Source organism: Salipaludibacillus aurantiacus, from assembly GCF_900111295.1.
Taxonomy (GTDB): domain Bacteria; phylum Bacillota; class Bacilli; order Bacillales; family Salisediminibacteriaceae; genus Salipaludibacillus; species Salipaludibacillus aurantiacus.
Genome location: NZ_FOGT01000023.1, coordinates 31,913 through 55,881, shown reverse-complemented (window position 1 = coordinate 55,881; position 23,969 = coordinate 31,913). Strand labels below are relative to the sequence as shown.

Below are 23,969 nucleotides of genomic sequence, written 5' to 3'. Positions count from 1 at the left end.
GGGAACAAGTATTGGTCTCTCCTCTACAATAGGAGCTTTTTTTGTGTTTGTAAACTTAAAATTACAATATATTCCATTCGTGCAAGGCTACTGGGTCTGACCCCCCCATTTTTTTACAGCGTTAAAAATTTTTCTGGATTTTTTACAAATTTATAAACAAAAAAGCGCTTACATTAAAAATTGTAAATTAAAATGAACACTCCTTAAGATAGCTTTATAATGTGTAAAGAATTAATTACATTAAAGTGTACACTTAGTTATAACTGTTAAGTAAAAGTGACAATTGTATGAAAATTCCATGAAAACGCATACAACATGCCTCTTTGCAGTATCAGCTTGAAACTCATTAACCTCTTATTTTTCGACAAAAAAGTTGGCATCAATCTTGCAACATAACTAAGCAGATAAAAAATTATAAATCTCATTTCTATATACTTTTAAATATTCAACCTTTGAAGTATGTGGAAATGAAGCGGAGGTTGAGAATCATGAGTAAAGTAATGACTGCAAAAGAAGCGGTAAGTAAAATTGAAAACGGTGCCATGGTGGCCACAGGAGGATTCGTTGGAAACGGACATCCGGAGGAACTGACCCAGGCTCTTGAGGAACGCTTTTTGGAAAAGGGAGCACCCAGAAACCTCTCATTAGTGTATGCTGCAGGTCAGGGAGACGGTAAAGAGCGAGGTTTGAACCACCTCGGTCATGAAGGCCTTGTTTCAAAAGTCATAGGCGGCCATTGGGGGCTTGCCCCAAAACTTCAAAAACTGGCAATCGATAATAAAATAGAAGCTTACAATCTGCCGCAAGGTGTGATTACACATATGTTCCGCGACATTGCAGCCGGAAAACCGGGGACAATCTCACATGTCGGACTGAAAACATTCGTTGATCCGCGTAACGATGGCGGGAAAATTAATGACCACACGACAAAAGATATGGTAGAGCTGATGACATTTAATGATAAAGAATATTTATTCTACCATTCCTTTCCGATTCATGTGGCAGTGATCCGCGCAACATATGCTGATGAATTGGGGAATGCCACAATGGAAAAAGAGGTAGCGACACTTGAAGTCCTGTCGATGGCGCAGGCAGCTAAAAACAGCGGAGGCATTGTACTTCTTCAAGTAGAGAAAGTCGTCGAAAACGGAACGCTGGACCCTCGCATGGTGAAAATACCTGGAATTCTTGTAGATGCAGTCGTTGAAGCAAAGCAGGAAAACCATATGCAGACTTTCCATGAACAATATAATCCGACATATTCCGGTGAAATTAAAATGTCTTTAGATAAATTGAAGCCACTTCCATTAAATGAGCGTAAAATTATCGCCCGCCGTTCTGCTATGGAACTGATACCGAACGCTGTTACCAACCTTGGGATAGGGGTTCCTGAAGGGGTAGCTTCTGTTGCCAGTGAAGAAGGCGTCATTAATCAAATGAGACTCACTCTTGAATCCGGCCCTATCGGCGGTATTCCTGCTGGGGGATTGAGTTTTGGTGCCTCTACAAACCCGGATGCCATCATCGATCAGCCTTACCAGTTTGATTTTTATGACGGCGGCGGTTTAGACCTTGCTTTTCTAGGTTTGGCCCAGCTGGACGAATCAGGAAATGTTAATGTAAGTAAATTTGGCACCAAAATTACGGGTGCAGGAGGATTTATTAATATTACCCAGAATGCGAAAAAGGTTGTCTTTTGCGGAACATTTACTGCAGGAGGACTGAAAGTAGACATTCAGGATGGTGAAATGAAAATTGTGCAGGAAGGAAAAATCAAAAAATTTATTAAGGATGTGGAGCAAATCACGTTCAGCGGTTCGTATGCGTCAGAATTAAACCGGCCGGTTATGTATGTAACAGAACGCGCTGTTTTCGAATTGGGGCCTAAAGGACTCGTTCTTACTGAAATTGCTCCAGGGGTGGATCTTGATAAAGATATTCTCGGTCAAATGGATTTCAAACCAATTATTTCAGATGAACTGAAGCCGATGGATATAAGCATTTTTAAGGAAGAAAAAATGAAGTTAGGGAGTGCCAATGGTAAAGCTGTTTTATGTTAATTATTACTAAAACGATTTTTCTAAGGGGGAGAAACCATTGTTAGGAATTTTACTTGGATTAATTTTAATTATGGTACTGGCCTATATGGGATGGTCAATTATTTGGGTCGCACCGATCGCAGCAGGGGTTGTCGCACTGACTGGCGGGCTTGATCTTCTTGACGCCTATACAAATACGTATATGGAAGGGTTTGTAGGGTTCGCCAAAACATGGTTTCCGGTATTTATGCTAGGGGCAATCTTTGGGAAGCTAATGGAAGATACTGGAATGGCAAAGTCGGTAGCCATGGGGTTAACGAAGATTATCGGTACTCAGCGGGCCATTTTAGGGGTTATCGTGTCTGCGGCCGTTTTAACCTACGGCGGTGTTAGTTTGTTTGTTGTTGTGTTTGCAGTCTATCCTTTGGCGCTGGCTCTGTTCAGGGAAGCTAATATCCCGCGCCGGCTTATCCCGCCGACAGTCGCCTTAGGGGCTTTTACCTTTACAATGACAGCAATCCCCGGTACTCCGCAAATTCAAAACCTGATTCCAACTGAGTATTATGGAACCAATGCGATGGCTGCTCCTGTAATGGGTTTATCTGCGGCAGTGGTCATGGCAGTTGGAGGGTACTTATATCTCCGCTGGCGAGAAAAGAAACTTACAGCTGCAGGTGAAGTGTATACCGAGCCGAAAGACAAGAAAGTTACTACGGAAGATGATAACGGAAAAGTTCCACATGTGGCCTTGTCTTTCCTGCCGCTTGTCCTCGTCGTCTTCACATTAAATGTGTTGAACTGGGATATTGTAGTCGCCTTACTTACCGGGATTGTTTCTATTATGCTTTTCAATATTTCTAAATTCAAAGGCTTTACAAAAGCAATCAACGGCGGTGCCAGCGGATCTGTAATAGCAATTATTAATACAAGTGCCGCGGTAGGCTTCGGCTCTGTCGTACGGGCAGTTCCAGGGTTTGAAAGGTTAACGGAACTTGTTATGGGCATTCCGGGAAACCCGCTTTTTTCCCAGGCAGCAGCAATTAACGTGCTTGCCGGGGCGACCGGTTCAGCTTCCGGAGGTATGGGAATTACGCTAGAAGCGCTTGGGGAACAGTACTATCAGATTGCCATGAATACAGGTATTCCACCGGAAGCGTTTCACAGAGTTGCTTCCATTGCATCCGGCGGCCTGGACGTCCTGCCGCACAACGGTGCCGTCCTGACATTGCTTGCTATTACAGGAATGACACATAAAGATTCTTATAAAGATATTTTCGTTGTAGGCGCACTCATTCCAGTTTTATCAGTTGTCGTGGCCATTCTGGTTTCTATGATTGGTCTGCTGTAAAAAATAGAGAGTAATAGTTTCAAGGGTAACTAACAAACATTCTTATAAGAAAAAAGGGAGAGGTTGAACTCATGAGATTACAAGGGAAAACAGCTATCGTGACAGGAGCAGGACGAGGAATCGGGAAATCGACAGCATTAACGTTTGCAAAAGAAGGAGCGAATGTTGTAGTAGCTGACTTAAATGAAGAGGATATTAACCAGGTTGTTCAGGAAATTGAGGCTGACGGAGGAAAAGCGGTCTCTCAATCTGTAAACGTCACAGACCGGGAAGCGGTAAAATCACTTATTGACTATTCAAAAGAAATTTACGGCAGTGTAGATATCGTCGTTAATAATGCAGGAATTACTGCTGATGCCCAGTTGTTAAAAATGGAAGAAGACCAGTGGGACCGAGTAATAGATGTTAACTTAAAAGGTGTATTCAATATTTCCCAGGCAGCTGCAGCTGTAATGAAAGAGCAGAACGGCGGCGTCATTTTAAATGCATCTTCCGTAGTCGGCACGTATGGAAACTTCGGACAGACAAACTATGCCGCCACTAAATGGGGTGTGAATGGCATGACAAAAACGTGGGCTAAAGAACTTGGCCGCTTTAATGTCCGTGTCAACGCTGTAGCACCAGGATTTGTGCTGACTCCAATGACAGAAAAAATGCCGGATAAAGTTCTCGATATGATGAAAGACAAATCCGTGCTGAAAGATCTGGGCAAACCAGAGGACATCGCGAACGCTTATCTGTTCCTCGCATCAGACGAAGCCCGCTTTATCACAGGGGAGGTCCTCTCCGTCGACGGCGGCGTCGTCATTTAATGGAAATAAGTGGGGGGTCTGTCCCCCCATTTTTTTACATTAAAGCCTGGTATGTTTCAGTCTTGCCTGATAGGGTATCACTCACACTAAGAGAATGATAAAGGAGTGTTACATGTGAGTGATGACTATAAGCGCGTCGAAAAAAAAGAAGAGCCGGGCAAAGTTGGCGCAACATTTATTAAGTATGCTTTTATAACGATCATTACAATTATTATTTTGTTTTTTATAGTCAACTACCTTCTACCTATGCTTCCAGGCGGCGATGACGGTGCCGGTGGAGGAAACGGCAATGGGGATAATGGCGAGGATTCCATAAATATAGAAATTAACGAAGATTTTGTGGATGAATTAGACGGCGATGGAGACGACGGATAACTAAAGAAGACCGTCTTCTAACTGATTATTAAAACAACCGTGCGGGCAAAGTAAAAGCCGCACGGTTTTATTTGTAAATTACTGGGAGGTCTGTCCCCCAATTTATTTCCTTCTTCTATACTAATATTACAAAAGGAGTGTCACAAGTGAGTGATCGTACTCCGAAAAGAACAGGGAAAGGAAGAAACGGCAAATCCGGGTCTAAATTATTACAGTATGTCATTAGCCTGATTATAATAGTAATTTTTACAGGCTTTATTATTGGGTACCTGACTGTCAGGTTAAATTAAAAAACTTAATATGTAAATTCCTGGAGGGTCTGCCCCCCCATTAATTCCCTTTTCATGGTCAGTCGTCCCAAGGCTTTAACTCTGACAGGATTTGTGCTAGTTTTTTACTTTCTTTTCTGCCTTCTTTTCTTACTCTAGCCCGTTCAGGAGCCGTGTCGTGCAGGTATTTTTCTTCTTCTGTTTCAGGTATAACGTCCGGTACACCAGCTGGTTTGCCTTCCTCATCCAATGCAACAAACGTGAGAAAGCTTGTAGCGGCTACACGGCGGTCTGCGGTCAGCAGGTCCTCTGCGATCACTTTAACGAAGACTTCCATTGAACTTTTACCTGTCCAGGTGACATGCGATTCAAGGCACACTGAATCAGTCTGACGGATAGGGTGCAGAAAGTCCACTGAATCAGTAGAAGCTGTGACACACTCCCTCCTGCAATGCCTTGCAGCAGAAATTGAGGCCACATCATCAATGTCCCTCATCAGTTTCCCGCCAAAAAGGGTATCATGGTTATTTGTATCCTGAGGGAACACTCGTCCCGTTTTTATAACCCTGGAATCTTTACAAGGTTTTGCTTTCATGGTGTAGAACCCTCCAGTATGATTAATGTAGATTTAAAAAAGTATACCATCCTGCTCGCAATTATCAAGTAAACGACCTCAAGTGAGTAATTCCCAATAAATGGGGGGACTGACCCCCAGCATGGCCGACCCCCAGCATGGCCATATTTTTAAACCTTATAGAGGAGGCTTATTATGAAAATCCACGATGTCATTGTGAAGGGAAAAGTTGTAGACGCGGAAACCCGCTGTTCCCATTACCATTCCGAGCGCGATAGAATCGCTATAAAATTTAAGTGCTGCGGCACGTATTACCCGTGTATCCATTGCCATCATGAAACAGCAGGCCACTCTGTAGAAAGGTGGCCTGCAGAAGAATTCTGGCAAAAAGCTGTTCTTTGCGGCGCATGCGGTACTGAGCTTACAATCGAGCAGTATATGCAGTCTTCGACTCACTGTCCTGCATGCAATAAATCATTTAACCCGGGATGCCAAACTCACCACCACTTGTATTTTGAAAGACCAAACTCCATTGGAAATTAACGACTTACCTTTAACAGACAGAGACCGGAATTAATGAAAAAAGCCGGTTCTCAAATAACTGAGAACCGGCAATTCTTTATAAGAAACAAAACTGAAAGCGTTGTTCTAGCCGCTAGTTTAAGCTGCTTTTTCAGGACGTGCATCCGCTTCGATGACGTTTAATGAACGTTCTTTATTCAGCTTTTTAGCGAACAATAAGATGACCACCGCAGTTGCTGGTGCAGCCAAAGCATAAGAGAGAGGCATAGATAATCCGAATCCAATTTGTGCATTTAAGATGTAAGTAAAAGTGACCATCGTCATAAAAGCAGCTGGCACACTGGAAATCCAGTGATTCTTCCCTTGGATACCTAAATACATCGCTCCTACCCACAGAGCAATCATTGCTGTAGACTGATTGGCCCATGAGAAATAACGCCATAATAATGTAAAATCAATTTGAGTAAGTGCCAAAGACATAAAGAATAAAGGTAAAGCGATTAGAAGTCTGTTTTTAATTTTAATCTGCTTTATTTTAAAATAGTCGGCTATAATCATTCTTGCACTTCTGAATGCCGTGTCTCCTGACGTAATAGGGAGGACGATGACACCAAGAACAGCGAGAGTCCCGCCAATGCCCCCAAGCATCATCAGGGATACTTCACTTACTACAGCAGCAGGCCCGCCTTCATTAATGAGCGCACTTAAATCTGTCCCGTAAAATAAGCTCATTGCCGCCGCTGCCCAGATCATAGCAATCACGGCTTCTGTGATCATCATGCCGTAAAAGATTTTGCGCCCGTCTTTTTCTCTCTGGGTTGTCCGTGAGATAATAGGTGATTGTGTCGCATGAAAACCTGATAAAGCACCGCACGAAATAGTTAAGAATAATAACGGAAAAATCATTAATCCTTCAGGATGCATGTTAGTCAAAGTCATTTCTGGAATTGGAGCGCCTGTAAGCACGAGACTTCCCCCAATCCCCAACGCACTAATAAGTAAAAGTCCTCCAAATAACGGATAAACTCTGCCAATGATTTTATCAATAGGAAGCATTGTTGCAACAATATAATACAGGAATATTAAACCAATGATCATTCCTAAGGTTACCCAGCCTGGAACCATGTTATGGATCAAAGCCGCCGGTGCAGTAACGAACACAGTGCCGACCAAAAGCAGCAGCAATACCGAAAACCCGTTTACGACATGTTTCATTACTTTACCCAGGAATTTTCCTGCAAGCTCAGGTAAATGCGCTCCGCGGTTCCTGATAGAAATCATTCCCGTTAAATAATCATGCACCGCTCCTGCAAAGATGGCCCCGAATACAATCCAAAGGAAAGCAACGGGACCGTAAAGAGCCCCCATAATCGGCCCGAATATAGGGCCGACGCCTGCAATGTTTAATAGCTGAATCAATGAGTTTCGTTTAGTTCCCATCGGAACGTAATCAACACCGTCTCCCTGGCTCATCGCGGGAGTCATGCGCTCATTTTTGACACCAAATACTTTTTCAACAAACTTTCCGTAAGTAAAATAACCGACAATTAAAATTGCTATTGCAAGTAAAAAAGTAATCACGTCATCCACCTCACTTTAAAATGTATGGGCTTTCATAAGCTGATTTTATTATAAAGTGAAATGATCGTTTAAAGGTATTATGACGGTTATAATGTTTAAAATGATGAATAAAGTGTCGAAAAAGCGTTGTAAGATGTTAATCAGCAGTTACAGTTCAAGACGCGCGCGCAGCTGTTTGACATAATTTCTGCTGACAGGAATCAGTTCGGTTACATTATTAAGTTTTAATTGATACGCCCCGTTAAACCAGGGTCTCATCTCTTCCACGTGATTTAAATTAACGATAAACCCTTTATGGGTTCTGAAAAAAGAGTAATCCTGCAGCTTATCTTCAATTTCTCTTAATGGATAGCGTATGACATACTCACATTGTTGACTGGAGACTTTGGTCACTCCGCCTTCCCTGTAAATATATTCAATTTCCCGAGGCGCCAGATAATAAATCGATTCCTCCTGCTGAACTGCCAGTTTGCCGAATTCCTCACTTGCCCCTCCCAGTGAAGGGGAAGGCGCGTTATTCAGGGCGTCCCGTAACCTAATGACTGTCTCGTGTATCTGTTCTTCATCAAAAGGTTTTAAAACGTAATCCATAGCCTGAACTCTGAAGGCTTTCACCGCATAATCGGGGTAAGCGGTGGCAAATACAATTAAAGGCACCTTTTTTAGCTTTTGAACAGTAGAAGCTAGTTCTATGCCGTTTTTATCTCCCATTTCAATATCCAAAAAGATGACATCAGGCTCCAATTCTATAATCTTTTCCAGGGCTTCTTGGGCAGACTGAGCTTCTCCTTCCACATCGATTTCAGAATAAGAGGAAAGTAAATGCTTTAGCTCATCCCTGCTGAAAGGTTCATCATCAATTAATAACGTGCGGATAGTTTGTCTGGTCATATTAAAATCTCCTTTCAAGTTGAAATGAGATAGTTGTACCTATGGAAGGTTCACTAACAATTTTCAATGCTGAATCAGGTGAAACCATATTAGATAATCGGTTATGAACATTGTATAATCCTATGCCTGACCCTTTTTCAGATTCCATTGGCCGTTTAGTTAAATAGGCTAATTTTTCGCTGTCTATTCCTCTGCCATTGTCGCTTATGGAAACCAGCACATGTCCATTCCTTTCTTCAATACTAATAGTAACTGTCAAAGAATGATCACTGGAAATCTTTCCATGATTAATCGCGTTTTCAACTAATGGCTGAAGAGTCATAGTGGGAACTTGATTATGGAGAAGATCGTTATTTACTTCCCATTTTACTTCGAGGGCACTGGAAAACCTCGCTTTTTGAATTTCTAAATAAGATTTAATATGTTTCAGTTCTTCATTTAAGGAGGACCAGGATTTATGCGTACCGGCCAAATTCTGCCGAAAGAAACTTGATAGTGAAAGGAGCAGTTTCCTTGCTCTTTCCGGGTGAGTCCTGATCATAGAAACAATGATGTTAAGAGTGTTAAAAAGAAAATGAGGACTGACTTGTGCCTGTAAAGCTTTGATTTCAGTTTCTCTCGCAATTTTTTCTAACTCCTCAACTTTCGCCAGTTCAAGCTGATGACTCAACATGGTCGCCAGCCCCTGAATTAATTCTCTTTCTAATACGGTAATTTCTTTTTCAGAATGAAAATAAAATTTTAACGTTCCTGCAATGACTTCTTTTTGTTTTAAAGGAACAATCAAAGCTGCTTTAATATCGGAAGGAAGGTTTTGATGCTGATCAATTTCCTGTCGGTTACCCTGGAATATATTTCCGTTTTCCAGGACTTTTTTAGTCGCTTCCGTTTTAATATCTTCGCCCTCTTCATAATAATCTGCTCCTTTTCCGCGGTAACTCAATATAGTTGAGCGATTGGTCATAGAAACTGCTGAAGCATTAACTTCCTGAAGAAGTATTTCACATGTTTGTTTGGCCGATTCAGGCGTTAAACCCTTTCTCATATGAATCATCGTTTTATCAGCAATATTTAAAGCGCGGCCGGATTGGACTGCCGCCATCTTTTCTTCTTCTTTAATGACACTGCGTATAATTAATACAAAAACAGCAGCGCCTACCCCATTCGCAAGAATCATAGGCAAACCGATAAGTTCGACGAGAGCAAGAGCTTGGTCAAAGGGCCTGGCAACTAAAAGAATAATAGTCATCTGAATCGTTTCACTTAAAACGCCGACAAAAAAAGTAAGCGGTAAAGAAAGGCTGGACCCTTTTTTCATATAGCGGTGAGCTATACCAGCTATTACACCAGCAATGACTGCGGAAATACCGCAGGCAAACCCTGTAAATCCTCCAAGCAGGAAACGATGCCCTCCTGCAATTAACCCTGCTCCAACCCCCACTCTCCAGCCACCTAACAGACCGGCGACAACGATTCCGAGAACTCGGGAGTTGGCTATAGCTTCTTCCTGAGCTAATTCCGATACCCACATCACATAACTGGCTTCCCCAGGAGAGACTACTACTCCTGTGTATGTTCCTATGATCCCAAAAAAGCCAAACATAAGAGTGATACTAATACGTTGAGCCAGCGTCACCTGGTGTCGTTCTATAAGGTGACGGAAAAAGGGAATTCTTGTCATTAAGAAGGCGACCATCACTATAATACCTAACCGTTCCAGCATAATAACAAATAACTCCATAAAATCCCCCATTATATATAAAAGGTTATAGAATCTATTATACCTGAGATAGAAAAAAGAGATTTAGGATAAATATAGAAATAGCGGGGCTCTCAATTTTCCCTAAGGGTCCAAAATCACTATCACTTATTTTTTGAAACAGATATTCAGAATTTCTGGAACAGATTTACAAAACAGACTAAATAAGTACTTTTGTGTTATATAATAACTTCCTTTATAATACAACAGTCTAAAGCCGACTACTTCACTCAGTTTACCTTGTGTTGAAATTTGTCTACATCTCTGTCACAGACTATTCGAATTTTTCATCGTTATACGTTTATTAAATTTGTTAAATTAAAGGTGGAGGTATTATTGTTCCTTCAAGTTCTGCATTGAACATAACCTTTATGTTTTATACTGAATAGTCAGGAAGAATGAATGCCTCTGCCAACAAATCAAAAAGACTGGCAAAGGTTACGGACTTATTTTTAATTTATATGATCAAATAATTTATGTAACTTCCAGCCATAAGAAGAACTGTTACAGATGTTGCGGGGGAAAGACCTTCGTTTTTTTAAGCAAACATCATGTGAAAAACTTCACATAGTGAAGTTTTTGTGAAGTTTCTTCACAAATCGAATGAGAGGTGAGAGTCATGGAATTCAAAAAAAATGTGTTGGAGCAAGCTTCACATATTACTGACGGATGCATGGGGCATGAAGACGCTTTTTGTACAGCGGCCTGTCCTATGCACACAGATGTAAAGAAGTACATCGCACAAATTGGTAAAGGTGACTACGAAGGAGCATTAAAAACGATTCGGGAAAAGCTGTTTCTTCCTAATACTCTTGGGAGAATCTGCGCCCATCCTTGTGAGACAGACTGCAGAAGAAACTCAGAGTTTGGCCAGCCGCTCTCAGTTGCCGGCTTAAAACGTTTCGCGGCGGAAAGAGCTGACCGCAAAGAGCTTTGGGAAGACTCAGTCGGTGAACCTACCGGTAAAAGAGTAGCAGTTATCGGTGCGGGCCCTGCAGGTGCCCAGGCAGCAATCGACCTCCGCAAAGCAGGCCACGAGGTTGTCATTTATGACAAGCTGCATGTCGTAGGCGGAATGATGCGTGTAGGGATTCCTGAATACCGCCTTCCGCGTGAAGTGATTGATTTCGAATACAGCTATTTAGTAGATTTAGGCGTCGAATTTAAAATGGGTATCGAGATTGGTAAAGACGTCACATTCTCTCAATTAAGAGAAGACTATGACTCTGTTATTGTAGCAAACGGTGCTCATAAGGGGACCATCCCGCCCGTTCCCGGAAAAGACGCAGAAGGGGTCTTCAATGCAGTCGACTATTTAAAAGACATTAGCCTGACTCATAAATTTCCAAAAGCAGGCAAGAAGATCGCTGTAATAGGCGGAGGAGACGTGGCAATGGACTGTGCAAGGTCTTCCTGGCGCATTGGAGCGGAAGAAGTGCTGCTCATCAGCCTGGAAGAGCTGGAGAGCCTGCCGGCAAGCCAGGAGGAAATCGATGAATCACAGGAAGAAGATGTGCAATTCATTAACGGCTGGGGGACAGATGAGATTCTTAAAAATAAAGCCGGCAAGGTTAAAGGCTTGCGCTTGAAAAAAGTATTATCAGTGTTTGATGAAAACGGGCGTTTCGCTCCTGAATTTTCAGAAGAAACACAAGAAGTAAAAATAGATACAGTTGTTTTTGCGACAGGTCAGCAAGTAGAAGACATTACAGACGGCCAGCTTGAACAGAAAGGCGGAGGCCGCTACGTGACAGATCCTGACACGTTAGCAACAAATCTTCCGGATGTATTCGCAGCCGGAGATGCAAGCGGCGGCGCTATTGTCGTCCAGGCTATGGCGCTCGGACGTAAAGCAGCCGCATCAGCCGACAGGTTCATGAAAGAAAAAGATCTGGCTGAAGGCCGGAACTTCAAGCTGGAATACAGCTTTGAAACAAGACTGGACGTTCCGCTTCCTAAAGGAACTGAAAACCTTCCAAGAACGTCGGGCAATCACAGATCTGCTAAAGAAAGAAAACGCGATTTCAAAGCTTTTGATCTTGGATATACAGATGAACAGGCTCAAAAGGAAGCATCCAGATGTTTGCAATGCGAATGTAAACTCTGTATGACCGAATGCCTGATGATGAACGATTACGGAGAATGCCCTCAGGATATTTTCGGAGAGTTTCTTGAAAAGGGAGAAATCGATCCGATCATTCCATACTCCTGTAACATGTGCGGCGGCTGTACTCACGTGTGTCCGAACGATTTTAAGATCGGTGAAACATTTATGGGGATGAGGAAAGATTTCATTCTCCATAACGATGGCAAGTCCCCTATGGAAGGACACAAAGCCATTGAAATGCACCAAAAACTCGGTTTCTCTAAAATCTTCTGTACGAAAGTTAAAGGGGTGAGGTAACATGACTGAAAAAATGGGGTTCATGCCAGGTTGTTCACTGCCTTCATACACACCTGAAGGCGTTAAAAAAACAATGGAATATTTAAAACAAATTTACCCCGACCTTGGAGGGGTGCAGAAGTGTTGCGGGAAAGGCACTAAAGCCCTCGGACAGGAAGAAAAGTTCAAGGAAAGATTTGCCGGTCTTCAGAAAGATATTGATGATGTAGGTATAGAGACAATGATAGTCGCCTGTCAGAACTGTTACAAGACGATTAAGGAAACGAGCGATCATACAGATGTCGAATCACTGTGGACGCTTCTTCCTAAGATCGGCCTTCCTGAAGAAGTTCGCGGGAAAGCGAAAGACAGCGACGTTGTCTTCGGAATTCACGATTCCTGTTCTACCCGGTATGAAAAAGAGATCCAGGATGGAATACGCTGGATTATGTCAGAGCTGGGTTACAGAGTCGAAGAAACTGAACACTCAAGAGAAAATGCCCGCTGCTGCGGCTTTGGCGGAATGATAGTACCGGCAAACCCTGATTTAGCAACACGTGTAATGCAGCGCCGGGCAGACGACTTTGAATCAGACCATGTGGTTGTCTATTGTGCCGCTTGCCGATCATCAATGATGAAAGTTGGAAAGAAGGCCTTTCATATTCTTGATTTATTATGGGGACCTGTTGTTTACGACGATGCACCTGCCCCTGAAGATGTCCTGTCCAGCCCAGCTAAATCGTGGATTAACCGCTATAAATCTAAAAATGCAGTTAAGCAGGTTGTTAAAGCATAAGTCTGTCCCCATCCTGTGACAGGCCATGCCTTAAATAAAAGGCTCTGTTAAAATGCAACAAAGTTTAACAGAGCCAAATATAAAAGCTATTATTTGTGAATTATTGAGCAACTGAACCATATTTTAAGAGGAGGGTATTACAATGAGTAAAAAAATGAAGTTTGGAAGTTTTGGTGCACTTGCAGTACTGCTTGTAGGCGTTATTGTTTATTTTTCAATTACCGGTATTGACGCACAGGAGGTAGACATGTCCGCACAGCAGGAAAAAATCAGTGAATATGCCAACCCTGAAGTATTTGTTACAGCCCACGAATTAAAAGACCTAATGGAAGATGAGTCTCAGGATGTTGTTGTAATCGGCACGATGGATGAAAGAGGCGGGGCGATCCCGGGATCCTTTGAAGTATGGCGCCCTGATTACTCAGGCACAGAATCTTACCCTTACGGCGGTATGGCTAATACTAAAGAAGAAATGGAAGACCTGTTAAGCTCATTCGGCGTAGAGGAAGATACAACAATTGTCACTTATGCAGCAAACGACCAGCACGACTCTGCAAGAGTTTTCTGGCAGCTTAAAATGATGGGTCATGAAGACGTAAGATTCCTTGATGGCGGTATCAATGTCTGGATTGGTGAAGGATTTGAAACAGGAGACGCTATGGAGCCAGGCGACCGTCCGGAAACAGAGTATACTGCACCTGATTTTAACGAGGAAGCATTCAACGCCTCACTTGATACAATGATCGAAGCAGCAGACAGTGAAGATTATTTAGTATTGGATACGCGTGGTCTGGATGAAGAAGAAGGAAATACGACACTCAGCGGTGCTTATGGCCCTGGTAAAATTCAAGATTCCTTATTCATTGAGTACTCAAAAGCCACTGCAGAAGATGGCACAATTAAGTCAATGGATGAACTTGAAGAGCTTTACGGAGACGTCATAGCCGGTGACCAGACAGTCATTTCCTACTGCCAGTCAGGCGTAAGATCTGCCTACACATGGCTTGTGCTTACCCATGCAATGGGTTATGATAACGCGAAAAACTACGACGGCTCCTGGATTGAATGGTCTTACCACGCATACGAAGATGGTAACCAGGACGTAATCGACAGAACAGAAAACGGTGATTTTTAATCACCAGGAAAGGAAGTGAAGAATGTGAGTGAAAAAAATAAATCAGCCATTAAACTCGTCAGTTTACTGGCAGCTATTGGAGCAGTCATATTAATCGCATGGCAGACGGGCATTATGGACCGCCTTCAGGATGTCGCAGCGATGCAGGAGTTCATTAACAGCTTTGGAATGCTGGGGTATGTGATATTTGTACTTGTGTTTGTTGCCGTTGCAGTGTTTATGCTTCCGGGAGCAGTGCTTACAATTGTAGCGGGGATCACATTTGGCCCTGTCATTGGAGGAATTTTATCGCTTATCGGCGCCACTCTCGGTGCGGCTGCAGCTTTCCTCGTAGCAAAATATTTAGCCCGTGACATGATTTTAAAGAAATTTAAAGGTAATGCTATTTTCGATAAAATTGATAAGGGCGTAGAAAAGAACGGGGTCAGTTTCCTAATTCTTACACGGCTTGTGCCGGTGTTCCCTTTTAACGTTCAGAACTATGCTTACGGCCTCACGAGTTTAGGTTTTGCCAAGTATACCGGTGTATCGCTTATTACGATGGCTCCCGGAGCGTTTATTTACGCGTTTATGGCAGGACAAATTGTACGGGAAGGTATTTCGTTAAACTTAATGCTGCAATTTGCGGCCGCAGGGATTATTCTTTTCCTTGTATCTCTTATTCCTAAATACCTTGCCAAGAAAAAAGGTATCGATATGGATGAATTAAAAGAAACGTCTTAAGGACGCCGTATAAAACTTAGTTAAGCTTTATAAAGAAGCGTTCGAGCTCATCGAACGCTTCTTGTTTTAAGACACGAGATGTTCACTAATATTTGGTGTGTATGTGATAGAATATACTTTGTGAGAAAGATATGGAAACAGGTTTGACACTCTTTTCTATAAGGGCGACAGACGCTTTAAATACCACACACAGTTGTAAGCAGGCTTACTTATTCAACTTTATAAACGAGTTATACTGTTTTATATATTTTAAAGTGCTCCCTCTTCGTTTTAATTTAAAGCTTTAATAACTCATCTCAAAAAGCACTTGAAAATAAATAGGGTATGGGCTGCTTCAGATAAAGCATAAACTTAAATAACTTTATATGTTTTGAAAATAAAAATTTTTATAGCGGAGTGTGAAAAGATGAAAAAAGTGATACCGGTTATAGGTTTAATGGCGTCTGTGCTGCTGGCATGCGGCCAGGATCAGGAGAAGGACGCGGCACACGGTTTAGAGGGTAAAGATTGGGATGATATAGTCAGTGAAGCTGAAGGTTCGGAAATCGGCATTTATATGTGGGGGGGAGATGACGGAGTTAACCAGTATCTTGATGAATTTGTCGCTCCTCACCTTCAACAGGAATATGATATTACCCTTACACGCTATCCGATGGATGCGCCTGACTTCTTATCCAAACTTATGACGGAAAAAGAAGCAGGCCAAAATGAAGGTTCGGCAGATATTCTCTGGATAAACGGCGAAAATTTCAGAAACGCAAAAAATAACGACTTGTTATACGGGGAATTTACTTCACATTTGCCAAACATGGAAGACTACATCGGTGGCGATGCGCCGTTCGTCCATTTCGATATGGGGACAGAAATTGATGGACACCAGGCACCGTGGGGAAATGTTCAGTTTGCTTTTCAGTACAATGCCGATAGGGTAGAGAATCCGCCGGAGACGATGGACGATTTGATTGAGTGGGCAATCGACAACCCAGGCGAGTTTACTTATCCCAGCGTGAATGATTTTACAGGAAATGCCTTTGTCCGCCATGTTATGTACCATGTGGCAGACGATCCTGAAGAGCTGGAAACATTTAATGAAGGGTGGCTCGAAGAAAACAAGGATGAGGTTTTTGATACTCTTCGTACGTTTAAAGAGTCACTTTGGCGTAACGGACAGACTTATCCTGAATCACTCTCACATCTGGATCAGCTTTATTCAAACGGGGAAGTAGCATTTACAATGGGTTTTAATGAGCACCGTGCTGAAAGCCTTATCGAAGACGGCATTTTTCCTGAAGCAACAGAGACTGTTGTGCTGGAACCGGGGTCGATCAGCAATACCCACTATTTATCTATTCCATTCAACAGTCCTGAACCAGAGGCTGCGATGATTGCGATAAACTTTATGCTTTCTCCTGAAGCCCAGATTAAAAAATTAGATCCTTCCATGTGGGGAGAGGGTACAGTTTTGAATGCTGAAAGTATTTCAGAGGAGCAGGTACAGGAAATGGAGCAAATAACCGGTCCGGCAATCGTAGAGTCAGAGGATATTCTTCCGGAACTCGACTCGAGATACCATGACTGGATTCTGGAACATTGGGAACGAGAAGTTGTCCAGCAGTAAGTTAACCAGTCTGAAACCTTATTTTTATTTGCTTCCAAGCCTGCTCGTTGTTTTTTTCTTTGTAGGTTACGGTCTTTATAACGCGGCAAAAAGCAGTGTAGCTGTGGAAGAAGGCCAGCCGTTTTACTACCATTACCAGCAGCTTTTCCAGGAAGGTGTTTTTCTGAATGCCCTGGCAGTGAGTGTTTGGGTGGCCTTTATTTCGACAGCTGTGTCTCTGGTGATTGGTATCTGGATGACACGTCGCCTGGTCCGCTTGTTTAAACAGGACCACTGGAAATTTATCGCCTGGTTTCCTATGCTTATCCCGCACTTTGTGGCTGCTTATATAGTCTTTTTATTGTTCGCTCCGAGCGGATGGTTTTCCTCGGTGGCATTCCAGTCAGGATGGCTTGAGAATATGAGCCAGTTTCCTCTCTTTGTAAATGACCCATACTATATAGGTGTGATTCTAACTTATATATGGAAAGAAATTCCTTTTGTCATTCTTATGCTTCTCCCTGTTTATCAGGAAATGGATATGAGATATGAAGATGTAAGCCGGACGCTAGGGGGGAACGGCTGGACAGTTTTTAAAACAGTGGAATTTCCATGGGTCTGGCCAGTTTCCCTGGAAGTATTTCTGATCCTGTTTGTATTTGTACTAGGCGCGTTTGAAGTGCCTGCCCTGCTCGGTGTTACTTACCCGAAAATGATCCCGGTGCTTGCTTATGACTGGTTTTACCAGGCTGCCTGGGTAAATCGGCCGCTGGCTCATGCAATGATGGTCTTTCTCTCGGCAGTGTCACTTGCTGCAGCCTTCTTTATCCTGACTTTCGCTCAGAGATGGCGGAGCCGTTGGGCGATGAGGAGGGAAGAAGCATGATTTTTTACAGAAAAAAAGCGGTGCAGGCGGTGTGGTTTACAGGGTGCATTCTGCTCTTTGTCGCCCCTGTGGTCCTCATGTTCATAAAAAGCGTGAGTTTTGGCTGGTCCTGGCCGGAATGGAGCCCTGACCAGTTCAGTCTGCGGGCCTGGGAAGTGATGTTCAGGGACCCGGCACTTTCCAGATCACTTTACGTTACAGTAGCTGTTGGGGTTAGCGTCGTGCTGATAAATTTTCTTATCGCTGTGCCCTCGGCTTACGCCTTGAGCAGATTTTCGTTCAAAGGGAAAGGAGTAGTGGAAGCTCTCCTTATGATGCCTATTTTAATTCCTGTCCTGGCGATTGCTATGGGTATGCATTTAACTATGATCCGGCTGGGGCTGACAGACAGAATAACCGGTGTCATATTAATACATTTGCTTCCAACTCTCCCTTATGCAGTGAGAGTGCTGAAAGCAGGGTTTGACAGGCTGTCCGTTGACTGGGAAGAACAGAGTGCAGTTCTCGGCGCAGGGCGGTGGACAACGTTTTGGACGGTGGTTGTCCCTCTGATCCTGCCAAGTCTGCGCAGCACCGCAGTGCTTGTCTTCGTTATTTCCCTCAGCCAGTACGTGCTGACAGCGATTATCGGGGGAGGGAAAGTGCTTACTTTACCAATGATTTATTACCCTTATTTTAATAGTGCCGATGAAGCGGTGGTGGCAGGATTTTCTGTCTTGTTTGCACTCCTGCCGATTGCTTTTCTGATCGTGTGGGAAGCTATAATAAAAGGGTATTTATTTGTTATCCGTAAACCTTAAGGAGGGATCAGCTTATGCTGATGAAACTGGAGAATGTCTCAAAGGTCTTTGCTGATCTGACGGTATTCCAACATTTAAATATAGAAGTGAATAAAGGAGATATTGTCAGTCTCGTCGGACCTTCAGGATGCGGGAAATCGACTCTTCTCCGTTCTATAGCGGGTCTTTCCAGAGTGTCGTCAGGGAAAATTTATATAGACGGAAAGGATATGACTAATATTAAAGCAGAACAGCGTCCAGTCGTGCTTATGTTTCAGCAGCCGCTGCTGTTTCCTCACTTATCAATTTTGGAAAATGTGACTTACGGTTTAAAATACGGGAAGAATAAAAAAGCTAAGAAAGAACGGATCGAGCGGGGGATGAACCTGCTTGAAAAAGTGGACCTGGAAAAGCTCTCTGGCCGGTATCCTAATCAGCTTTCCGGAGGGCAGCAGCAGCGAGTGGCCCTTGCCAGAGCTCTTATTGTCAATCCGTCCCTTGTTCTGCTTGATGAGCCATTCTGCAGCCTGGACCCTGAACTGCGTACTTCCATCAGAACCTGGGTCAGGGACTTTCTGAAAAAAGAAGGAGTAACTGCTGTCTTTGTCACTCATGACAGAGATGAAGCGATGATCATGGGGGATAGAATCGCAGTTATGAAAGATGGCCGGTTTCAGCAAATAGGTTCTCCTGAAGAGGTTTACCAGCATCCGGATAACGAAGAAGTGGCTGAAATGTTTTCTGAAGGCCTTTATGTGGAGGGCAGATTTATCTCTGCGGGAAAACTTTCCCTTCGGCCTGTAAGCAGACTTCTTGCCAGTGATTCACAAAAGGCAGAGGGAATCATCCAGTCAAAATTTTTTAAATACGGTTTAACGTTTTACCACGTTTATATACCTGATCTGAAGCAGTCTGTAGTCATCCAGTCAAACAGTCATTTTAGTGATAAAGAGGCTGTTCATGTCTGTTATAAGCGGCCCAGTGTTGAAGCGTGTGACACTGGTAAGAAATCGAATTGGCGTATACAGTCTCAAAAAAATGAACAAAAGATTTCCCGATAGGGAAAAAGGAAGTGGAAGTCATGCTTGATACGAAAGCCCGCCATCTGGTAGAGCCTGCCATCAGCCAGTCGGCAAACCTATTTCTGAAGATTGGCCTCACCGCAAACCACGTCACAGTAATCGCATTTATTATCGGGGTAAGCTCCGGTGTTTTTATCTATTTAGATCAGTCTATACTGGCACTTGCTGTGCTATGGTTTTCAGGATTTTTGGATGTGGTGGACGGAACGATGGCCCGTAAAACTAAAACCTCGCCTTTTGGAACTGTTCTGGACGTCACTTTTGACCGGCTCGTTGAAATCAGTGTCATTCTTGGCCTTGCCTTTCGTTTTCCCGAAGCTATGTGGGTATTGCTTCTGTTAAGCGTCTCAATTATATTTTGTATGACAGTATTCTTAACGGTCGGGGCTGTAGCTGAAAAAAGCGGTATTAAAACATTTTATTACCAGCCTGGACTGGCTGAACGGACTGAAGGCTTTATACTTTTTTCATTGATGATTGTTTTTCCTGATTATTTGATTGCGATCGGCCTTATTTTTCTTGGTGTGGAAATCTTCACTGCGGTTCAGCGGTTAACAGAAGCAGGGAAGATACTTAAATAGGACAAGCCCTGTAAGAACCTGTCCTGGCGTCAGCGGCTTGTCTGTTCAATTGACGCTTGTCTGCCATAGTTATTATTATAAAAAGAATTTAAAAAGTGTTATAATCTCTCTGTGTTACTACCTGTCTTTTAATACATCAGCCTTTAAGAAGGCATCTAAGGAGAGACTATTGAGATGAAGCATTTATTAATTTTATTTACTGGGCTCTTTATTATGGCGGCCGCAGCCGGATGTTCTGATTCCGATGCAGAAACCGGGGATATGAATGAAATGTCGGCAGAAGAGCTGCAAGCTGAAGTTGAAGAAGGCATGGAAGAGGATAAATTTTATGTTGATGTCCGTGAAGAAGAGGAATTTGCTGAGAGCCACATACAAGGATTTGAAAATATTCCGATGAATGAAGTGATGGAAGACGCGTCCATGCTTCCTGAAGATCAGGAAATTGTTATTCTTTGCAATACACAGAACCGTAGTATTCAAGTCGGTGAATCGATGATTGAGCAAGGCTTTGATGCGGATAACCTAACAATTGTGATGGGCGGCATTTCTTCTTATGAAGGAGAGAAAGTTGAATAAATGATGACCGTGGACCAGGGGCTGCCCTCAAAAGTCAGACTTTTGAGGACAGCCTCTTTTTCATACGCAGGTAAGCCAGTTTCCGAACCGCTATTAACCGGGCCCTGAAGCAGGTATAATGGCTTTAAAAGAAGAGTTTACAGGTAAATTCAGCAAGACAGATAAAAGCTTTATGGGAGGTTGTAATGAGTCTATTATTTGTAACAGCAAACCCGAAACAAGTGCAGGAGTCGTACAGTTTGCAGCTGGGAGACTATTTTCTGGCTGAATATTTAAAACACCGGCCGGCAGAAAAAGTGGAAAAGCTTGATTTGTTTGATGCAGATTTGCCGCCGTTAAAGAGAGAAGAATTAGCGCTCTGGGAACGGCACGGAGAGGGCTCAGGAGAAGAAGAATCTGTTTCGAATCCTTACGTAGAGCAGTTTTTAAAGGCGGATATAATAGTCATCGTTACACCCTTGTGGAATATGAGTTTTCCTTCGCAAGTAAAAGCGTATGTGGACCATCTGATCATTCCCGGGAAAACATTTCGTTTTACTGAAGCTGGAATTGAAGGGCTCATGCAGCATAAAAAAATGGTTCACGTCCAATCACGAGGAGGCGTTTATTCAGAAGGCCCGCTGAAATTCTTAGAACACGGCGACAGCTATTTAAGGACAATTTTCGGGCTTACAGGCATCAAAGATTATTATCACCTTTTCATAGAAGGAACAAGTACTTTTCCTGAGGAAGTAAATGACCGGCTGATGAAATCAAAAAAACAGGCAAGTCAATTAGCTGAAACACTTGCTTTAAGCGGTGAAAGGGGGAGGGAATGATGAAAGTATTTTATTATCCATTAAAAACTCCCGTAAAAGTAAACGTTCTTGCTGCAGGGGCAAAACATACAAAACTTTTTCTCGATGATCAGGAACTACTTACGTTCCATGAAGTCATTATACCTGTGGCTGAAAAGAGCCGACTTGTTGAAAACGTAGAAAGAGAAGGGGAAATTTATGATGCTCTTGTACTGACAGAGCTGACTTATTTAACTGGCTACGGGATGATTGATAATACTATTTCTCCCCAGGAAGCGGTTAAGGCAATTGAAGAAAATGACGTAGAGTTTGAAGAAGTAGACACCCCTTTTGAGACGAAAACGAGAATCTTATATTTTGAAGAAAAGTTAGCTGACAGTCTTCATTAAGAAAAGCCCGGCACGGAATTTATTTTCCGTTACCGGGCTTGAATTGTTTAATAGTTAGGCTTCATTTCGCCTGATTCAATTTCTTCAATGTAGTGGCACGCTGCCTGGTGGCCGTCCACCATATGTTCAGGAGAAGTTCGCAGGTCAGGTACTTCTTCTATGCACTTGTCAGTCGCAAATGGACAGCGTGTATGGAAGCGGCAGCCTGAAGGCGGATTAATTGGTGAAGGCACATCTCCTTTAAGGATGATCTGCTCCTTCTTTTTCGTCGGATCAGGAACAGGAATCGCCGATAACAATGTTTTCGTATAAGGATGTTTAGGATTATCGAATAGTGATTTCTTATCGCCAATCTCGACAACCTTCCCAAGATACATAACGAGTACACGGTCAGAGATATGGCGTACCACCCCTAAGTCGTGCGCTATAAATAAATAAGTTAAATCCAGTTCTTTCTGAAGCTTTTTCAAGAGGTTCAGAACCTGAGCCTGAATGGACACGTCCAAAGCCGATACAGACTCATCACAAATAATCAGTTTAGGGTCAACAGACAGTGCCCGGGCAATCCCGATTCGCTGACGCTGTCCGCCGCTGAATTCGTGAGGGAAACGGTCCAGCTGGTGTGCTCCAAGTCCCACTGTTTCCATAAGCTCAAGCATACGGTCTTCCCGTTTATTTTTGGGAAGGACATTTTGAATCTCCATTGCTTCGTTTAAGACCTGACGTACAGTTTGACGAGGGTTAATGGAAGCATATGGATCCTGAAAAATAATTTGCAGATCTTTACGCATTTTTCTCATTTCTGACTTACTTAAAGACAGCAAATCTTTTCCCTGGAACGTCACTTCGCCTGAAGTCGGCTCATCAAGGCGAAGAATGGCTCTGCCTGTCGTTGACTTCCCGCAGCCGGATTCCCCCACAATACTTAACGTTTCACCAGGCTTTACCGCAAAACTGACATCGTCAACCGCTTTTACGTCGTTAACTCTGCGGCCGAAAATTCCTCCCTTTATAGGGAAATATTGTTTAAGATTGTTTACTTTGAGCAGTTCCGTAGTCATCTTGTACATTCACCTCCGGTCCGTCCCATTCTTCTGAATAAATCCAGCATCGGACTTGGTTTTTATCATCAATATTATCTAAAGCAGGCAAATGGTCTCTGCATAGGTCTCTCGCAAACGGGCACCTTGGTGCAAAGCGGCAGCCCTGCGGAAGTTGATCCGGTCTTGGAACCATCCCTTTAATAACTTCCAGTTCATCCTGGTCAATATCATGTCGCGGCAGAGATTTAAGCAGGCCGACTGTATATGGGTGTTTTGGAGATTTAAATAACGTCTCCACATCGGCGTACTCTACAATTTTACCGGCATACATGACAGCCACGTAATCACAGGTTTCTGCCACAACACCGAGATCGTGAGTAATAAGCATCATCGACATGCCGAGCTCTTCCTGCAGATTGTTAATCAGCCTTAAAATCTGCGCCTGAATCGTTACGTCAAGTGCTGTTGTAGGCTCGTCCGCTATAAGCAGTTCAGGGTTACAGGCAAGGGCAATCGCAATCATTGCCCGCTGACGCATACCGCCTGATAATTCATGAGGGTAAGCCTTCAACCGGTCTTTAGGAGATGGAATTCCAACGAGTTCCAGCATTCCCAATGATTTTTTCAGAGCTTCTTTTTTAGAAAGACCTTCATGAATCATATAAGATTCAGCAATCTGGTCTCCAATTGTAAAAACAGGGTTAAGGGAAGTCATCGGTTCCTGGAAAATCATAGAGATACGGTTCCCTCTGATGCGGCGCATCTCACTTTCCGATTTGGATAAAAGGTCTTCCCCCTGAAAAGTAATCTTCCCGCCTTTTATTTTTCCCGGGTCTTCAAGGAGCCGCATGATGGAAAGAGAGGTAATGCTTTTACCTGATCCGGATTCTCCAACAATCCCGAGAGTCTTTCCGCTGGGCACATCAAAACTCACGCCATCAACTGCTTTCACTTCGCCTTTACTCGTAAAAAATGAAGTTTGTAACTCATTAACATCTATAATTGTTTTCGGGTTTCCCAACTTTTTTCCCA

General features: G+C 43.1%; 24 protein-coding genes. 18 read left to right on the top strand and 6 right to left on the bottom strand.

Features of this window, described 5'->3' with window-relative positions; translation table 11 throughout:
- Nucleotides 1–488 precede the first annotated feature (488 nt).
- The 5 genes from BMW59_RS19725 (at nt 489) to BMW59_RS21920 (ending at nt 4,864) form a co-directional block, all read left to right on the top strand.
- A complete protein-coding gene (locus tag BMW59_RS19725; protein WP_093055767.1) occupies nt 489–2,060 on the top strand; it encodes an acyl CoA:acetate/3-ketoacid CoA transferase in 1,572 nt (523 codons plus the stop codon).
- Nucleotides 2,061–2,097: 37 nt separating this feature from the next.
- Entirely contained in the window at nt 2,098–3,387 is a 1,290-nt protein-coding gene (locus tag BMW59_RS19720; RefSeq protein ID WP_093055765.1) for a GntP family permease, read from the top strand.
- 71 nt (nt 3,388–3,458) lie between these two features.
- Nucleotides 3,459–4,199, top strand: a complete 741-nt coding sequence (gene fabG, locus BMW59_RS19715) for a 3-oxoacyl-ACP reductase FabG (protein WP_093055763.1) — start codon at nt 3,459–3,461, stop codon at nt 4,197–4,199.
- A 114-nt stretch (nt 4,200–4,313) separates the two neighbouring features.
- On the top strand, nt 4,314–4,574 hold the full coding sequence (locus BMW59_RS19710) for a hypothetical protein (RefSeq protein ID WP_093055761.1): 261 nt from the start codon (nt 4,314–4,316) through the stop codon (nt 4,572–4,574).
- A 146-nt stretch (nt 4,575–4,720) separates the two neighbouring features.
- Nucleotides 4,721–4,864, top strand: coding sequence for a hypothetical protein (locus tag BMW59_RS21920; protein ID WP_177174445.1), 144 nt, complete (start codon nt 4,721–4,723; stop codon nt 4,862–4,864).
- Between the two features lie 58 nt (nt 4,865–4,922).
- Here BMW59_RS21920 and BMW59_RS19705 read toward each other — a convergent pair whose 3' ends face one another.
- Nucleotides 4,923–5,438 carry an acyl-CoA thioesterase gene (locus BMW59_RS19705; RefSeq protein WP_093055758.1) on the bottom strand — a complete coding sequence of 172 codons (516 nt, stop codon included), beginning with the start codon at nt 5,436–5,438 and terminating at the stop codon, nt 4,923–4,925.
- A 174-nt stretch (nt 5,439–5,612) separates the two neighbouring features.
- On the opposite strand from BMW59_RS19705, the gene BMW59_RS19700 reads away from it, so the two are divergent.
- Entirely contained in the window at nt 5,613–5,960 is a 348-nt protein-coding gene (locus BMW59_RS19700) for a CHY zinc finger protein (RefSeq protein ID WP_093055756.1), read from the top strand.
- 117 nt (nt 5,961–6,077) lie between these two features.
- Here BMW59_RS19700 and BMW59_RS19695 read toward each other — a convergent pair whose 3' ends face one another.
- The 3 genes from BMW59_RS19695 to BMW59_RS19685 all read right to left on the bottom strand — a co-directional run bounded on the left by BMW59_RS19695 (nt 6,078) and on the right by BMW59_RS19685 (nt 10,152).
- Nucleotides 6,078–7,520 carry a carbon starvation CstA family protein gene (locus tag BMW59_RS19695; RefSeq protein WP_093055754.1) on the bottom strand — a complete coding sequence of 481 codons (1,443 nt, stop codon included), beginning with the start codon at nt 7,518–7,520 and terminating at the stop codon, nt 6,078–6,080.
- 147 nt (nt 7,521–7,667) lie between these two features.
- Nucleotides 7,668–8,411 carry a LytR/AlgR family response regulator transcription factor gene (locus BMW59_RS19690; protein ID WP_093055753.1) on the bottom strand — a complete coding sequence of 248 codons (744 nt, stop codon included), beginning with the start codon at nt 8,409–8,411 and terminating at the stop codon, nt 7,668–7,670.
- A gap of 1 nt (nt 8,412) precedes the next feature.
- Nucleotides 8,413–10,152, bottom strand: coding sequence for a sensor histidine kinase (locus BMW59_RS19685; protein ID WP_245733241.1), 1,740 nt, complete (start codon nt 10,150–10,152; stop codon nt 8,413–8,415).
- A gap of 637 nt (nt 10,153–10,789) precedes the next feature.
- Here BMW59_RS19685 and BMW59_RS19680 point away from each other — a divergent pair.
- The 12 genes from BMW59_RS19680 (at nt 10,790) to BMW59_RS19625 (ending at nt 21,894) form a co-directional block, all read left to right on the top strand.
- Nucleotides 10,790–12,574, top strand: a complete 1,785-nt coding sequence (locus tag BMW59_RS19680; protein WP_093055749.1) for an FAD-dependent oxidoreductase — start codon at nt 10,790–10,792, stop codon at nt 12,572–12,574.
- A gap of 1 nt (nt 12,575) precedes the next feature.
- A complete protein-coding gene (locus BMW59_RS19675) occupies nt 12,576–13,349 on the top strand; it encodes a heterodisulfide reductase-related iron-sulfur binding cluster (RefSeq protein WP_093055747.1) in 774 nt (257 codons plus the stop codon).
- Between the two features lie 142 nt (nt 13,350–13,491).
- On the top strand, nt 13,492–14,484 hold the full coding sequence (locus tag BMW59_RS19670) for a sulfurtransferase (RefSeq protein ID WP_218142003.1): 993 nt from the start codon (nt 13,492–13,494) through the stop codon (nt 14,482–14,484).
- A 24-nt stretch (nt 14,485–14,508) separates the two neighbouring features.
- Nucleotides 14,509–15,207, top strand: a complete 699-nt coding sequence (locus BMW59_RS19665) for a TVP38/TMEM64 family protein (RefSeq protein ID WP_093055745.1) — start codon at nt 14,509–14,511, stop codon at nt 15,205–15,207.
- 406 nt (nt 15,208–15,613) lie between these two features.
- Nucleotides 15,614–16,825 carry an ABC transporter substrate-binding protein gene (locus tag BMW59_RS19660; RefSeq protein WP_093055743.1) on the top strand — a complete coding sequence of 404 codons (1,212 nt, stop codon included), beginning with the start codon at nt 15,614–15,616 and terminating at the stop codon, nt 16,823–16,825.
- Nucleotides 16,779–17,690, top strand: a complete 912-nt coding sequence (locus BMW59_RS19655; protein ID WP_093055741.1) for an ABC transporter permease — start codon at nt 16,779–16,781, stop codon at nt 17,688–17,690. Before BMW59_RS19660 ends, BMW59_RS19655 begins: the two co-directional genes overlap by 47 nt.
- Entirely contained in the window at nt 17,687–18,490 is an 804-nt protein-coding gene (locus BMW59_RS19650; RefSeq protein ID WP_245733240.1) for an ABC transporter permease, read from the top strand. The genes BMW59_RS19655 and BMW59_RS19650 overlap by 4 nt, the downstream gene beginning before the upstream one ends.
- 14 nt (nt 18,491–18,504) lie before the next feature.
- Nucleotides 18,505–19,530, top strand: coding sequence for an ABC transporter ATP-binding protein (locus tag BMW59_RS19645; RefSeq protein WP_093055737.1), 1,026 nt, complete (start codon nt 18,505–18,507; stop codon nt 19,528–19,530).
- Nucleotides 19,531–19,550: 20 nt separating this feature from the next.
- Nucleotides 19,551–20,132: a CDP-alcohol phosphatidyltransferase family protein gene (locus tag BMW59_RS19640; RefSeq protein WP_093055735.1), complete on the top strand. Its 582-nt coding sequence runs from the start codon at nt 19,551–19,553 to the stop codon at nt 20,130–20,132.
- 174 nt (nt 20,133–20,306) lie between these two features.
- The gene (locus BMW59_RS19635) at nt 20,307–20,708 is read left to right on the top strand and encodes a rhodanese-like domain-containing protein (RefSeq protein WP_093055733.1); all 402 of its coding nucleotides are present in this window, start codon (nt 20,307–20,309) and stop codon (nt 20,706–20,708) included.
- A 185-nt stretch (nt 20,709–20,893) separates the two neighbouring features.
- Nucleotides 20,894–21,526: an FMN-dependent NADH-azoreductase gene (locus BMW59_RS19630; protein WP_093055731.1), complete on the top strand. Its 633-nt coding sequence runs from the start codon at nt 20,894–20,896 to the stop codon at nt 21,524–21,526.
- Complete coding sequence (locus tag BMW59_RS19625; RefSeq protein WP_143051263.1) at nt 21,523–21,894, top strand: hypothetical protein; 372 nt, start codon at nt 21,523–21,525, stop codon at nt 21,892–21,894. The genes BMW59_RS19630 and BMW59_RS19625 overlap by 4 nt, the downstream gene beginning before the upstream one ends.
- A gap of 47 nt (nt 21,895–21,941) precedes the next feature.
- Here the strand turns inward: BMW59_RS19625 and BMW59_RS19620 are convergent, their stop codons facing one another.
- Both BMW59_RS19620 and BMW59_RS19615 read right to left on the bottom strand, forming a co-directional pair.
- Nucleotides 21,942–22,955, bottom strand: coding sequence for an ABC transporter ATP-binding protein (locus BMW59_RS19620; RefSeq protein ID WP_093055727.1), 1,014 nt, complete (start codon nt 22,953–22,955; stop codon nt 21,942–21,944).
- Nucleotides 22,921–23,958 (bottom strand): ABC transporter ATP-binding protein, encoded by a 1,038-nt coding sequence (locus tag BMW59_RS19615; protein ID WP_093055725.1) that lies wholly within the window; start codon nt 23,956–23,958, stop codon nt 22,921–22,923. The genes BMW59_RS19620 and BMW59_RS19615 overlap by 35 nt, the downstream gene beginning before the upstream one ends.
- Between the last annotated feature and the right edge of the window lie 11 nt (nt 23,959–23,969).